We start from the raw sequence: 14,638 nt of genomic DNA, 5'->3' as shown, positions 1-14,638 counted from the left end.
CTCCGGTCAGGCTGTGGGAGCAATGCTCCGATAGGGTGTGGGCCTGCGGCGCAGGCTTCGAATAAGGTGAGAGGCTGGACATCGACCCAAGCGGGGCTCGTTGTGGCTGCTTCCTTCCGGATCTGACCAGGTTGGCGAGGCGCTTGCCCGCGCCAACCTCTCGAATCCCGATATAGGCGGCTACGGGATGAAAGACAAGCCGTGCCAGCGCAGAGTTACAACGGAATTTGTAGCAGCAGGAAGCCATCAGAGGTGACTTTGGGCGCGGCGAGGTTCAGATGCGACAGCTCGTCCAGGTAAGGCCGTGCCGCGGGGCCAGTATAGGCAAGGACCTGAGCCCCCGGCTGACTTGCCAGCCGCCAAGGCGGTGGCGCCGCTGCCAAAGGGTCCGCTGCAAGAGTGCCGTTCAGATAGTCGTAGATAATATCCTGTATTGATCGGATCGGCAGGGAGAGATGTCTGGCTTGCGGCACCATTGTGAAATTGCCGCCACCGACAGCCCGGTGGCTATTGACTGCGACGACAAACTGCTGGTCGGGGTCAATCTGTTGCCCATTCCAGCGGGGATTGCGGATGCGGCGGGTCTGTCCATCTGCCAAATTTCCTGAAGCATGAAAGCGGGCAGGCACGGACAGGTCAATTTCATATTCCAACCCGTACATGACATCAAAATTGTGGCCAACCCTGTCACGATTGACCAGCTCAGTTCCACAAGAGCCGGAAGCAATCTGATGGAACAGGCCCGCCGACATTTCCAACCAGTTGAGCACCATTGCACCCGAAAGGGTAACGGCATTCAGAAGATTCGGAAAAACATGCAAGTCTGCGACATGGCGACGGCACAGCGGGCCGGCGGCGACATCAGTGTAATAGGTGGGGCCTGTGCGGGCTCCGAATTTGCAGGGCGACACAGCGGAAAGAAGCGGCAATTCGCTTTCCGGGGTCCCCTCCAGCATCGGTCGCAACGCCGCCGCCTGCGCGCTGGCGACTAAAGTGAGCGATCGATCGGGGGCAATAAACGTGAAAAAGGAATGCAATGACTGCGAGCAATGGCCAATCGGTTCGTTGGTCCGGCTCAGAGTGGCCGCGTGGTCCTTTGCGAGTGCGTGAACCAGGGCGACGTCCTCGGTGACCTGCGGTCTTAACTTACCGGTTTTGGTGCGCTGCGATATGGCGCGCAAACTGCAGTCCCAACCGTCTACCGTCCAGCCGTCAGGACCGTGAACCAGTCGCAAATCAATCACTCCAAGGTGTGAACCAAATGCACCGGGCATCACCACTGGTTTGGAAAAGGGATTGGAAGGGTCAGGTAACTGCAGATGCGTATGACCACCGATCAGGGCGTCGATGTCACCGATAAGAGCCAAGCGCTGCAATGCGTTTTCTGAGTCTTCCGAGTCTGTTGCATGCCCAATACCAGTATGGGCAAGAGCAATAATCACGTCGCAGCCACCCGCACGCAGGGCGGCGCTTGTCCTGCGCGCGGCCTGCACCATGTTTTCAACTTTGACCCGGCCTTTTAGTTGATGGGCATCCCATTGCAGGGTTTGCTCTGGTAGCACAGACAGCAGGCCAATCCGGACAGCGGGCGTTTCGGGGTGCGCCGGAATTGGGCGTTCCAGAATTGTAGAGGCAACGAAGGGAAGTTGGGTTTCAGGCGCCACCGACGTCATGTTTGAGCATATGACGGGGCATGGGGCGTCTCTCAGAATGTGCTCAAGCGACTTGAGACCAAAGTTAAAATCATGGTTCCCCAAGCCAATGGCATCGTATTTCAGGACGTGAAAGGCCCGCATTAAGGGGTGGACCGCCGAAGCATCAAGCTGATCACCCAAGGGCGCGCCTTGCACAGCATCGCCATTGTCGACCAGCAGCGTGGCGGCCCCGAAACGCATTGCCTCGACACGGGCTTTTGCAATCAGCGTTGCAGTACGTGACAGGCCAATGCTGGGGTCCGTCCGGTCGCCGTAATAATCATAGCCCAAGAGGTTCATATGCAGGTCAGTCGTCGCCAGAACACGCAGGTTGGCCTGGTGTAGCGGATCGGATCGTTCGGAATTTGGCAACGTGCTGTGTTCGATGCGCCTGACGCCTGTCCTGTCATGTCCGCACATTGGCCGCGGTTTTCTTTGCTGTGATGAAAACAATGATTGGAGAGTCTGCCCAGTCACATTTTAAATACATCTTTAACCAAAAAGACCATGAGGCAGCCCCTGGGTCAAACACTTGTATTCTGTGCTGTATGTGTGGCAGTCCAAAAGCCATCCTGCAAGGTGCGGTAGCAATAGTTGCTTGCAAAAAATGCAAGTGATGTGTTTCCAGTCGGTAAACTCAAGGCTGTATGTCACGGAATTTTGCCGGAAAACTTTGTCGGAAAGCAAGGAGCGTATTGTGAAGCGAGCAGAACAGGTAACCTTTGGCGGCGGCGGTCTGGACCGGGCTGCGCATCTACGTGGCGATGCAGAGGCTCTGGCTGCGGCCTGGGCGGACCCAAAGGCCTCGGTTTTGTTGATCTGGCAAGGCAAGCCACTGTCTGAGCGCAGCGGCCGCGGATCGTCTCCGGACCGATTGGTGATGATCACAACGGATCACCCGCTGGCGGATACACGACGGGATAGCGCCATTTTTCTGGGCCTGGCCCCAACTGGCGCGCCGCAGTTTGCCTGTGACATCAGCACCTGGCAGCCGGATGCGCTGGATCAGGCAATGTTGGCCAGTTTTGCGGATGCCAGCGAACAACAGCACCCGAATTTGCCTGCCGGCCATGTGTTCACCGAGCTACGCAGGATGATGGCCTTTCTGACGCCACTGGAGGCGGAACTGGCGGCGACTGCCAATGCCGTGCTGTCCTGGCACAAAAGTCATCAGTTTTGTGCCCGCTGTGGTCAGCCCAGCCAGGTCGCTCAGGCCGGTTGGCAGCGCAATTGCGGCGCCTGCAATACTTCTCATTTTCCACGCACCGATCCGGTGGTGATCATGCTGATCACCCATGGTGATTCAGTTCTTATGGGGCGGTCGCCAGGATGGCCCGAAGGTATGTACTCGCTGCTGGCTGGATTTGTCGAACCCGGTGAAACGCTGGAAGCTGCAGTGCGCCGGGAAGTGCTGGAAGAGGCAGGTGTGAAAGTTGGTGCGGTGACCTACCTGTCAAGCCAGCCCTGGCCTTTCCCAATGTCGCTGATGTTTGGCTGCGCCGGGGTCGCCTTGGGACGTGAGCTGGCCATTGACCACACCGAGATTGAAGACGCACTATGGGTCAGCCGCGCAGACATGATGACAGTGTTTGCTGGCGAACATCCTAGCATCAAGCCGGCTCGGAAAGGTGCAATTGCGCATTTCTTGTTGCAAAACTGGCTTGCAGATACGCTAGATTGAAGAGAGTAATGGCGGTGCATCCAATAGGTCGGTGTGGATAAGCGCGTAATGGGGACAAAATGAAGTTTGTTAGCAAAGAAGATATTGAAGCCCCAATTGCCGAGGTTTTCGCTGTACTGAGTGAATTCGAGAGCTTTGAACGCTCGGCCATCCGTCGTGGCATTGAAGTGAACAGAATGGGGGATGTTGCGGCCCCTGCCAGTGGCCTGGCATGGGATGTGCAGTTTTCTTTTCGCGGCAAGTCTCGTGATATTCATCTGGTTTTAGCTGAATTCGAGCCGGTGACCGGTCTGAGCCTTTCAGCTGATGGTGGTGGCATCGAGGGCGATATGAAAGTCGAGTTGATGGCGTTGTCACCGCGACGTACCCGGTTGGTGGTCTCGCTGGACCTAACCCCAAAAACCTTGTCGGGGCGGCTGTTGGTTCAGTCCTTGAAACTGGCCAAGAGTAAGCTGAACAAACGATTTAAAATCCGGGTTGCCGATTTTGCCAAATCGACAGAAGAGCGGCTGGGCCGGATGGTCTGAATGCCTGTAGGGAGCGTGCTTACACGCACCCTACAATATCAGCGGAAGATCAGAACCTGCCATTATCGGCGGGAAAGACGCCGAGAATTTCAATGTTGGTTGTGAAATAGGCGAGCTCGTCCAGGGCGAGTTTGACATTTGCATCGTCTGGATGGCCATCGATGTCGGCGTAAAACTGTGTCGCTGTGAATGAACCGTCAACCATATAGCTTTCCAGTTTGGTCATGTTGACCCCATTGGTCGCAAAGCCACCCATCGCCTTGTACAGGGCTGCGGGAATGTTGCGGACCTGGAACACAAAACTGGTGATCATGCCGTGTGCGCCGCGTCGCGTGGTGTTGAGTTCGGGGGACATAATCACAAAACGAGTGGTGTTGTTTCCCTCGTCCTCGATATGGCGCGCCAGGACATTCAAACCATAGATTTCGCCGGCCAATTCACTGGCCAGGGCGGCATGCTGGATATCGGCACGTTCGGCAACCTCACGGGCGGCACGGGCGTTGTCGGGGCTGACCCGACCGCGAATTTGGTGCTCGCGTAAAAATGTCGCACATTGCGGCAACAGCACCAGATGAGAATGGGCTTCCTGGATGTCGGCCAGTGTCGCGCCAGGGACCGCCAACAGGTTGATGTGAACCCTCACAAAGGCCTCGTCTACGATATGCAGGCCACTGTGCGGCAGCAATCGATGGATGTCGGCGACCCGACCATAAGTCGAGTTTTCAACCGGTAACATTGCTTGTTGCGCAGTGCCGCTGCGCACCGCATCGATGGCGTCTTCAAAGGTGCGGCAGGGCAGGACCTCTAATCCCGGTCGCGCATTGCGGCAGGCCTCGTGACTGTAAGAGCCAAGCTCTCCCTGGATGGCAATTTTCCCGGTCATTTGTGTGATTTCCGTGCAAAATATCTAATAATGGGCATTTCACCGCACTGTCTATACCTTGCCAGTTGGCAGGGGAAGCCTTAGACACCGCTTCAGTTATATGAAATGGATGCGCGATCATGTTTGACACGATGACCATTACCAAAGCGGCCGCAGCATTGTGCGGTACGTTGCTGGTTCTCCTTTTGGGCAAATGGGCAGCTGAAGGAATTTATCACACGGAGACTCATGGTGAGGCTTCTTATGTGATCGAAGTGGAAGAGGCCGAAGGGCAGGAAGAAGTAGCTGAAGTTAACTTTGAAGAGTTGATGGCCGCAGCTGACGTTGAAAAAGGGGCCAAAGTCTTCAAGAAATGTTCGAACTGCCACAAAGTGGAAGACGGCAGAAACAGCAATGGTCCGTATCTGTACGGCGTCGTAGGCCGTGCGGTTGGCGCGGCTGCCGAATTCGGTGGCTATTCGGACGGGATGTCCAACTTAGGTGGCGATTGGACAGCTGAGCGCTTGGATGAATTCCTCACCAAGCCGAAGAGTATGGTTGCCGGCACTACAATGACCTTTCCGGGTCTGAAGAAGCAAAGCGACCGGGTCAACCTGATCGCTTATCTGGATAGCCTGGACGATTGATCCGAACGGGTTGAGAGTTGAAAAGGCCGCTGCCAGTGCAGCGGCCTTTTTCGTTGTTGTGCCATAAGTTGAGCTGCCCGCGCAAAATCGCCACTGATTTGGACGCTTTGTTTGAATAACTCTGTTGCCATGCTATCATGTGTTGCGCAGTGCCCGAATTACGTTTTGGCGCTATTCAATTTTGTCCGCCGAAAGGGGCATTGAATGTGTAAATGCCACCAATGCGCGCGAAAATCACGATATCTCAACTTGAATGTTACTACTCTGGGCCATTAGCTTGGAGACGCACAACTGACCGAATGTGAGTCAGGCATGGAAGGATTGGCAAATGAGTAGACCCCGTAACGTCGCAGATAGCCGCGTGATTGATCGCAAAATTGGTCTACACGCCTTAGGTGTTCTGGCAATGGGGCTGATACTGGCGTTGGGGTTTGCCACCTTGGCGCGCGCTGAAGAAAAGATCATCACCAGTCACGGATTTTCTGAGTTTGGTGATCTAAAATACCCAGCCGGGTTTGACCATTTTGACTATGTTAACCCCGATGCACCGCGCGGCGGCGAGCTGTCATATGGGGCGCAGGGGACATTTGACAGTTTTAACCCCTACACCCGCAAGGGTCGCGGTGCGCTGCGTTCGACTGATCATTTTGAATCCCTGCTAACAGATTCCTATGACGAACCAGGATCGGCCTATGGGCTGATCGCAGAAAGTCTTGAATATCCCGAAAGTCAGGACTGGGTCATCTTCAACATGCGCCCCGAGGCGGTCTTTTCTGATGGGTCGCCGGTGACAGCTGACGACGTGGTATTCTCTCATAACCTGTTGTTGGATCAGGGGCTTAAATCTTACGCCGAAGCAGTGCGCAAACGCATCCCCAAGGCTGAAGCACTGGGTCCACATCGGGTCAAATTTTATTTTTCGCCTGACTTTCCGCGTCGGGGCATGATCAACCAAGTAGGCGGCACACCAGTATTTTCCAAAGCCTGGTTCGAGGCTGATCCGGAAAACCGCCGGTTGGACGAGCCACGATTGGATCCAGGTATCGGATCTGGTCCCTATATGCTGGACAGCTATGACATCAATCGGCGTGTGGTTTATAAGCGTAATCCGGACTACTGGGGCGAAAATATCAACGTCAACATTGGCCGTCACAACTATGACAGTATCCGCATTGAATATTTCACCGATTCCGTCGCCGCGATGGAGGGTTTTAAGTCTGGGGCGTTCACTTTGCGTCAGGAAAATAATTCAAAAAACTGGGCCACAGCCTATGATTTTCCTGCGTTGCAGGCGGGCAATGTCATAAAGGGCGACTTCTTTGACGGGAACCCACCCGGCGCCAGCGGCTTTGTGTTCAATCTGGATCGACCACAATTTCAGGACATTCGGGTGCGCACGGCACTGCAGTTGGGATTCAATTTTGAATGGACCAATGAAAGCCTGCAATATGGGCTGTTTCAGCAACGTCATTCCTTCTGGCAGGGCACTGACATGCAAGCGACGGGCCTCCCCGAGGGGCGTGAGCTGGAAGTGTTGCAATCTCTCGGAGATGCGCTGGATCCCAACGTCCTGACCACCGAAGCCATCACCGCGCATGAGTCCAGTGCGAAACGCCAGAATGATCGCCGCAATCTGCGTAAGGCGATGAAACTGTTGGATGCCGCTGGCTGGCCCGTTGGCGATGATGGCATCCGTCGCAATGCCAATGGGGAAACGCTAAGCATAGAGTTTCTGTCGGATCAGCCGACGCTGGACCGGATTATTCAGCCCTATGTCGATAATCTGGTGATCATGGGCATCGACGCCCGCTATAACCGGATCGACAATGCCCAATTCACCGCGCGGCGCCGTGACCGCGATTTTGACATGATGCGGCACGGGTATCGCAGCTCATTGCAGCCCTCGACCGGGCTGTACCAGATGTATGGCGAAGAAGAAGCGTCCTATTCACTATTTAATCCAACCGGCGTGCATGGACCAGACATTGAACCGCTGATCGATAATATCGTTGGCGCCACTACCACTGACGAGCTGCAAGCCAATGTGCGGGCACTGGACCGGGTATTGCTGTCTAAACGGATCATGGTGCCAACCTGGTATCTGGGCAAATACTGGGTGGCCTATTGGGATATGTATAAGTTCCCGGAAAACTTGCCGCCCTATGCGCTGGGTTTTGACGACCTGTGGTGGATCGACGAGGGACGTGCCGCTGCGCTGGTCTCCTCTGGCGCGTTGCGGTAGGCGCGCGTCATGGCCGCCTATATTCTTCGCCGTTTCTTGCTGATCATCCCCACCTTGTTGGGCATTATGGTGATCAACTTTGCCCTGGTGCAATTTGTCCCCGGCGGCCCCGTGGAACAGATCATTGCCGAAATGCAGGGTGGCGGCGATGTCTTCGAAGGCTTTGCCGGCGGTGGCTCAGACGTCGAGACTATGCGCGATAGTTCGACCGACAGCTATGCCGGGGCACGTGGGTTGCCGGATGAGTTCATCAAAGAGCTGGAAGAGCAGTTCGGCCTGGATAAACCGCCGTTGCAGCGGTTCTTTATCATGCTGGGGAACTACGCCAGATTGGATTTCGGCGAGAGCTATTTCCGCAAGATCAGCGTGTTGGATCTGGTGCTGGAGAAAATGCCGGTGTCGATTTCGCTGGGGCTCTGGTCAACGCTGATTGCCTATCTGGTGTCGATCCCTCTGGGTATTCGCAAAGCCATCCATGATGGCAGCCGGTTTGACACATGGACCAGCGCCGCGATCATCGCGGCCTACTCCATTCCCGGTTTCTTGTTTGCGATTGTTCTGCTGGTGCTGTTTGCCGGTGGGTCATACTGGCAGATCTTCCCGCTACGCGGACTGACCTCTGACAATTGGGAAAGCTTGAGTACCTATGGCAAAATCGTGGATTACGCTTGGCACATTGCCCTGCCAGTGGCGGCGTCATCAACGGCGGCCTTTGCGACCCTGACTCTGCTAACCAAAAACTCGTTCCTGGATGAGATCAAGAAACAATATGTGATCACCGCACGGGCCAAAGGGCTGAGCGAAAGCAAGGTGTTGTATGGCCATGTGTTCCGCAATGCGATGCTGATTGTGATCGCTGGTTTTCCCGCGGTATTCGTCAGCGTGTTCTTTGGCGGGTCGATCATTATCGAAACCATATTCTCGCTGGATGGCCTGGGGCGTCTGGGGTTTGAGGCCGCCGTGGCGCGGGATTATCCAGTGATCTTTGGAACCCTGTTTGTCTTTGGGATTCTGGGGCTGGTTGTGGGGATCATTTCCGATCTGATGTATGTGCTGGTTGATCCGCGCATCGACTTTGAAAAGCGGGAGGGATAACAGATGGCTATGTCTCCGCTTAACCAACGCCGCTGGCGCAACTTCCGCCGCAACACGCGCGCATTCTGGTCATTGGTCATCTTTTCGGTCCTGTTTGGTTTGACGCTGTTTGCCGAATTCATCGCCAATGAAAAACCGATCCTGGTGAGCTACCGGGGCGAGATTTTTGCACCGGTGTTTAAATTCTACCCCGAAACGGCCTTTGGCGGCGATTTCCAGACTGAGGCGATTTATCGCGATCCCGAGGTCGAATGTCTGATCGTTTCCGGTGGTATTGAGGACTGTTTTGACGACCCTGAGGGCATCATCGAACAGATAGCGGCAGGAAGTTATCAGGCTGAAGGTTTCGACAAGGGCTGGACCCTGTGGCCGCTCATTCCGTACTCCTATAATACAACTGTTGATCGTCCTGGCGCTGCCCCTCTGCCACCCAATGCGCAAAACTGGTTGGGTACCGATGACACCAAACGCGATGTATTGGCGCGGGTGATCCATGGGTTCCGGCTGTCTATTGTCTTCACCTTGATCGTTACCGGCATATCCAGCGTGATTGGTATAATAGCTGGTGCCATACAGGGATACTTTGGTGGCTGGACGGATCTGGTGTTCCAGCGAATCATCGAAATCTGGTCTGGAACGCCACAGCTCTATGTTATCATTATTCTGTTTGCCATTCTTGGCCGTAGCTTCTGGCTGCTGGTCGGGTTGATGATCCTGTTCGGGTGGATGGGGCTGGTGGGCGTGGTACGTGCCGAATTCCTGCGAGCCCGCAATTTGGAATATGTCCGCGCGGCCAAGGCGCTGGGGGTGGGCAACCTGACCATCATGTTCCGTCACATGTTACCCAATGCCATGGTAGCGACGCTGACCTTTATGCCGTTCATCATCACAGGAACGATTGGCTCACTGGCCGGCCTGGATTTCCTGGGATTTGGACTGCCGGCCTCGGCTCCGTCGCTGGGTGAGCTGACGTTGCAGGCGAAACAGAACCTCGAAGCCCCCTGGCTGGCCTTCACCGCATTTACCACCTTTGCCATCATGCTATCGCTTCTGGTCTTCATCTTTGAAGGCGTACGAGATGCATTTGATCCCCGAAAGACCTTCTCATGAGCGCGCTTTTACAAGTGAACGACCTGCGTGTTTCTTTTCGGCAGGACGGTAAGACATCAATGGCGGTGAAGGGTGTGTCCTTCACCGTAGATCGCGGCGAAACCGTCGCCCTGGTGGGTGAGAGCGGTTCTGGCAAATCAGTGACCGCACTGTCCACTGTGTCTTTGCTGGGCGACAGCGCGATCGTGGAAGGTTCAGTTTTATACGACGGTCAGGAAATGATTGGCGCTGATGCAAAACAGCTGATGGATGTGCGGGGCAACGATATCAGCTTTATCTTCCAAGAGCCGATGACCTCGCTGAACCCGTTACACACCATCGAAAAGCAGCTGGCGGAATCGCTGGCCCTGCATCAGGGACTGGCTGGTGCGGCTGCGCGGGCGCGAATCCTGGAGCTTTTGGCGAAGGTTGGTATCCGCGATGCCGAGGACCGGTTGGGCGCTTATCCGCACCAATTGTCCGGCGGTCAGCGACAGCGCATCATGATCGCCATGGCGTTGGCCAACAAACCCGATGTCCTGATCGCGGATGAGCCGACAACCGCATTGGATGTGACCATTCAGGCGCAAATCCTGGACCTGCTGGCCGACTTGAAGGCAAGTGAAGGTATGGGGCTGTTGTTCATTACCCATGATCTGAACATCGTGCGCCGCATCGCCGACAAGGTCTGCGTGATGAAAGACGGCGAGATCGTCGAAGCCGGTCCCACCGCTGAAATTTTCGATAACCCGCAGCATCCTTATACGCAGATGCTACTGGCGGCTGAACCGACCGGCCATCCCGACCCAGTGCCCGAAAATGCGCAGGAATTGATCCGAACCGACGAGCTAAAAGTTTGGTTCCCAATCCAACGTGGTTTGTTGAAGCGGACTGTTGGCCACATCAAGGCGGTCAATCCCTCGTCGATTGCCGTGCGCGCCGGCGAGACGTTGGGCATTGTCGGCGAAAGCGGATCGGGCAAGACCACAATGGCGCTGGCGGTGATGCGTTTGATCGCTTCGGAGGGAGGGGTGAACTTTCACGGGGACGACCTGCGCAAATACTCGACCAAGGACCTGCGACAGCTGCGCAAGGATATGCAGATTGTGTTTCAGGATCCGTTTGGCTCTCTGTCTCCCCGGATGACCTGTGCTCAGATCATCGCCGAGGGCGTGGCGATCCACAAGATCGATCCGGACCGCGACCCGCGTGATCTGGTGGCTGAAGTGATGACCGAAGTGGGCTTGGACCCTGTCGCGATGGACCGTTATCCGCATGAATTTTCGGGTGGTCAGCGCCAACGTATTGCAATCGCTCGTGCTATGGTGTTGCGCCCCAAACTGGTTGTTCTGGATGAGCCGACTTCGGCGCTGGATATGACGGTGCAGGTACAGATCGTTGATTTGCTACGAGATTTGCAACGTCGCTATGGGCTAGCCTATCTGTTTATCTCTCACGATCTGAACGTGGTGCGGGCGATGTCGCACAAAGTGGTGGTGATGAAGCAGGGCGATATCGTCGAGACGGGGGCTGCCGAGGACATCTTTGTCAATCCGCGGCATGAATACACACGCACGTTGTTGGCGGCTGCCAGATAAAAGCCCGGCGGCGACGCCGGGCCTATGTGGTGCGAACCGAAAGGTCCCTTATCAAATTGCCGAGGAATGCTTGGCGGTACTGACCTTGTCATAGGCATCAAATCCGCGGGCAATCATCCGCGTCAGTGGCCGGTACTGCTCAGGAATATACAGCCCATCGGGCAGGATTTGCAGCGCCTCGGGAAATTGCTGGGCCACTGCTGCGAACATCTGTTGCAGCGCCGCAGACGAGATATCGAAGTCAGCCATGATTTGGGTCGACTTGATCCGGAAGTCACACATCAGCGCCTCGATCAGCCGGGCACGCAGTTTGTCCTCTCCCTGAAAGGTATGGCCGCGGGCGGTCGAGAAAGATCCTTCGCGGATCGCCTTGGTATGGACCGAGGTCGCAGATGCGTTCTGGGCATAGCCCTGCGGAAACCGCGAGATCGACGAGGCACCAAGGCCGATCAAGACGTCGGACTGATCATCGGTATAGCCCTGGAAATTGCGCTTAAGCTGGCCACTGTTAGCGGCTGCGGTCAAACCGTCTGACTGGGTGGCAAAGTGGTCGATGCCGATTTCAGCATATTTATCCCACAGGAACAGCTTGCGGGCCGTTTCATACAACTCCAACCGCTCTTCTGGTGTTGGCAAAGCATCCGAGGGGATCAACTGTTGCCGCTTGGCGACCCAAGGCACATGTGCATAGCCATACAAAGCCACCCGGTCGGGGTTAAGGGACAGTAGTTTTTGGACGCTTTCCGTCATCCGGGCCTGGGTTTGATGCGGCAACCCATACAGAATATCGGCGTTCAGGCTGTGGATGCCGCGCGCACGGATCATGTCGATGGCGTCGCGGGTCTCGTCATAACTTTGAATGCGCCCAATGGCCTGTTGAATTTCGGGGTCAAAATCCTGCACCCCGACGGAGGCGCGGTTCATGCCGGCGGCAGCCAGCGCATCCAGACGCGGCGCGTCGATCTCGTTGGGATCAATCTCAACCGAGAATTCGGCATTTGGTGCGAAAGGCGCAATTTCCGCAATGGCGCCGGCCAGATCGGTCATCATGTCGGGCGCCAGCAGGGTGGGGGTGCCGCCACCCCAGTGCAGGCGTGACAGGGTGACGCCTTCGGGCAGAATACGTCCCAGCATCGCGATTTCAGCCTTCAGAACCTCAAGATAGGCGCGAACTGGAGAATCGCTTTGGGTGCCCTGGGTGCGACAGGCGCAAAACCAACACAGCCTGCGGCAGAACGGCACGTGAATGTATAAGGAGATAGAGCTGTTTGGCTTAATCTCTGAAACCCAAGCAGAAAAGCGTTCCGGATCAACGTCGTTGCGGAATTGCGGTGCGGTCGGGTAACTGGTGTAACGCGGCACTTTGGCATCGAATAAACCGAGCTTGGCCAATTGTGATTGCTGTTTCATTTGCGTAATGTAGACGAAGTCTAACAGGACTAACTTTGACCCAGATCAATTGGGACGACTGATGAATACCCCGACTATATCCTCATCCAACTGCGACAATTGCCCGATCCGTCATCGCGCCGTTTGTGCACGTTGCAATGCCGACGAATTGGTGGAGCTGGATGCCATCAAATATTACCGTACCTATGAGGCGGGTCAGACCGTGATTTGGTCCGGCGACATAATGAGTTTTGTCAGCTCAGTGGTGTCTGGCGTTGCGACCTTGACGCAGACAATGGAGGACGGGCGAACCCAGATGGTTGGCCTGTTGTTGCCGAGCGATTTTGTAGGTCGCCCGGGACGTGATGGCGCGGCGTATAACGTGGTTGCGACCACAGATGTTGTGATGTGTTGTTTTCGCAAGAAACCTTTCGAGGAATTGATGGAGCGCACCCCGCATATTGCGCAACGGTTGCTGGAAATGACCCTGGACGAGCTGGACGCGGCGCGCGAATGGATGCTGGTGCTGGGCCGCAAAACGGCGCGTGAGAAAATTGCCAGTTTGCTATCAATTATTGTGCGCCGTGGGGCCTCGCTAACGCCAAATAGCATTGGTGAGAATGTGGTGTTTGATCTGCCCCTGACGCGTGAGGCGATGGCCGATTATCTGGGACTGACCCTGGAAACCGTCAGTCGTCAAATGTCTGCGCTAAAGCGCGATGGTGTGATCGTTCTGACGGGGAAACGTCATATTACTGTGCCCAATATGGGGCGCCTGCTGGAAGAAGCGGGCGACGACAGTGATGGTGGTTATCTGGTTTAGAGAACTTTCCCGGGTAGCGGTGCGTGCAAGCACGCACCCTACACCGGACGTCAGTGAGCCATGAAAACCGGCACCATGGCCTGTTCCAACATATTGCGTGTGGCGCCGCCCAGAATGGCTTCGCGGAACCGTGAATGGCCATAGGCGCCCATTACAATCATGTCTGATCCGGTGTCGACGGCATGGCGGTTCAGGATGTCGGACACCCGGCTCATGGATTTGCTGAGCACGTCAATCTCGCAAGCAGCCCCGTGCCGTGCCAGCATCTGGCTGAGCATTCCCCCCGGATCAGACCGTTCCGGTCCGTGCTGGGGGGGATCAATCACCACCACCCGCACCAGCTCTGCTTTGGTTAGGAACGGCAAAGCCTTGCGGATCGCGGTCAAGGCTTCAACGCTTTCATTCCAGGCCACCATAACCGTCTTTGGCTGCGCTACGACATCGGCCTTATCGGGCACCACAAGCACTGGCGCGTGACCCTCAAACAAGGCGGCCTCGACGATGGGCTCGGCTTCGACGTCACGGTCTCGGCCATAGGGTTTGCCCAAAACAACCAGATCCGAGAACCGTGCGCGTTGTGCCACATGGCGGCCGAGATCGGCAATTTGGGCCACGCCCGATTCGGCCGACCAGGTGACCCCGGATTTTCCCAACTCTGACTCGGCGTGGCTTTGAACGTTGGAGGCTTCTTCTTTGGCACGGGCCAGGGATTCCTGCAGCACCATCGCGTTGGCGCCCGCATAATAATATCCGGTCTGAGTGCGGTCGACGCCCAGGCATAGGGCCTCGGCGTGGCCGCCAAAGTGATCGGCCAGAGCTGTGAGTTGCGTTAACGGGGCTTTTGCGGTCTTGGACGACGTCAGGACTGTAAGCAACGATTTATAGGACATTTCTACCTCATGTGCAGTGCAAGTGACCGAAATGTGGTCGTACGAATTGCTTTCTGAGGAGAGCTACACATAGATCATCATTGTATGTCTTGATGCAGATC

Annotated in this window: 12 protein-coding genes and 1 other RNA gene; 8 read left to right on the top strand and 5 right to left on the bottom strand. The window is 55.8% G+C overall.

Going from position 1 to position 14,638, the window contains the following annotated elements; all coding sequences use genetic code 11:
* Positions 1-64: 64 nt before the first annotated feature.
* Positions 65-163: signal recognition particle sRNA small type (gene ffs / locus EBB79_RS17965), an RNA gene on the bottom strand.
* Positions 164-215: 52 nt separating this feature from the next.
* Positions 216-2,114, bottom strand: coding sequence for a 5'-nucleotidase C-terminal domain-containing protein (locus tag EBB79_RS17960; protein ID WP_127750202.1), 1,899 nt, complete (start codon positions 2,112-2,114; stop codon positions 216-218).
* A gap of 277 nt (positions 2,115-2,391) precedes the next feature.
* On the opposite strand from EBB79_RS17960, the gene nudC reads away from it, so the two are divergent.
* Both nudC and EBB79_RS17950 read left to right on the top strand, forming a co-directional pair.
* Positions 2,392-3,375 carry an NAD(+) diphosphatase gene (gene nudC / locus EBB79_RS17955; protein ID WP_127750201.1) on the top strand — a complete coding sequence of 328 codons (984 nt, stop codon included), beginning with the start codon at positions 2,392-2,394 and terminating at the stop codon, positions 3,373-3,375.
* Between the two features lie 59 nt (positions 3,376-3,434).
* Entirely contained in the window at positions 3,435-3,902 is a 468-nt protein-coding gene (locus EBB79_RS17950; RefSeq protein ID WP_127750200.1) for an SRPBCC family protein, read from the top strand.
* Between the two features lie 49 nt (positions 3,903-3,951).
* Here EBB79_RS17950 and EBB79_RS17945 read toward each other — a convergent pair whose 3' ends face one another.
* Positions 3,952-4,785, bottom strand: a complete 834-nt coding sequence (locus EBB79_RS17945; RefSeq protein WP_127750199.1) for a prephenate dehydratase — start codon at positions 4,783-4,785, stop codon at positions 3,952-3,954.
* A 119-nt stretch (positions 4,786-4,904) separates the two neighbouring features.
* Here EBB79_RS17945 and EBB79_RS17940 point away from each other — a divergent pair, with 119 nt between their 5' ends.
* From EBB79_RS17940 to EBB79_RS17920, 5 genes are all read left to right on the top strand, one after another.
* Positions 4,905-5,411 (top strand): c-type cytochrome, encoded by a 507-nt coding sequence (locus EBB79_RS17940; RefSeq protein WP_127750198.1) that lies wholly within the window; start codon positions 4,905-4,907, stop codon positions 5,409-5,411.
* Positions 5,412-5,739: 328 nt separating this feature from the next.
* The gene (locus tag EBB79_RS17935; RefSeq protein WP_127750197.1) at positions 5,740-7,653 is read left to right on the top strand and encodes an extracellular solute-binding protein; all 1,914 of its coding nucleotides are present in this window, start codon (positions 5,740-5,742) and stop codon (positions 7,651-7,653) included.
* A 9-nt stretch (positions 7,654-7,662) separates the two neighbouring features.
* A complete protein-coding gene (locus tag EBB79_RS17930) occupies positions 7,663-8,748 on the top strand; it encodes a microcin C ABC transporter permease YejB (protein WP_127750196.1) in 1,086 nt (361 codons plus the stop codon).
* Positions 8,749-8,751: 3 nt separating this feature from the next.
* Positions 8,752-9,858: an ABC transporter permease gene (locus tag EBB79_RS17925; RefSeq protein ID WP_127750195.1), complete on the top strand. Its 1,107-nt coding sequence runs from the start codon at positions 8,752-8,754 to the stop codon at positions 9,856-9,858.
* A complete protein-coding gene (locus tag EBB79_RS17920; protein WP_127750194.1) occupies positions 9,855-11,435 on the top strand; it encodes an ABC transporter ATP-binding protein in 1,581 nt (526 codons plus the stop codon). Before EBB79_RS17925 ends, EBB79_RS17920 begins: the two co-directional genes overlap by 4 nt.
* A gap of 51 nt (positions 11,436-11,486) precedes the next feature.
* On the opposite strand, the gene hemN is transcribed toward EBB79_RS17920, so the two are convergent.
* Positions 11,487-12,845, bottom strand: coding sequence for an oxygen-independent coproporphyrinogen III oxidase (gene hemN, locus EBB79_RS17915; RefSeq protein ID WP_127750193.1), 1,359 nt, complete (start codon positions 12,843-12,845; stop codon positions 11,487-11,489).
* Between the two features lie 61 nt (positions 12,846-12,906).
* Between hemN and fnrL the strand changes: the two genes are divergently transcribed.
* Positions 12,907-13,647 (top strand): transcriptional regulator FnrL, encoded by a 741-nt coding sequence (fnrL, locus tag EBB79_RS17910; RefSeq protein WP_127750192.1) that lies wholly within the window; start codon positions 12,907-12,909, stop codon positions 13,645-13,647.
* Between the two features lie 50 nt (positions 13,648-13,697).
* On the opposite strand, the gene EBB79_RS17905 is transcribed toward fnrL, so the two are convergent.
* Entirely contained in the window at positions 13,698-14,537 is an 840-nt protein-coding gene (locus tag EBB79_RS17905) for a universal stress protein (RefSeq protein WP_127750191.1), read from the bottom strand.
* Positions 14,538-14,638: the final 101 nt, after the last annotated feature.

The sequence above is a fragment of the Parasedimentitalea marina genome (assembly GCF_004006175.1).
GTDB classification, from domain to species: Bacteria; Pseudomonadota; Alphaproteobacteria; order Rhodobacterales; family Rhodobacteraceae; genus Parasedimentitalea; species Parasedimentitalea marina.
This window is presented reverse-complemented; position numbering and strand designations above follow the sequence as displayed.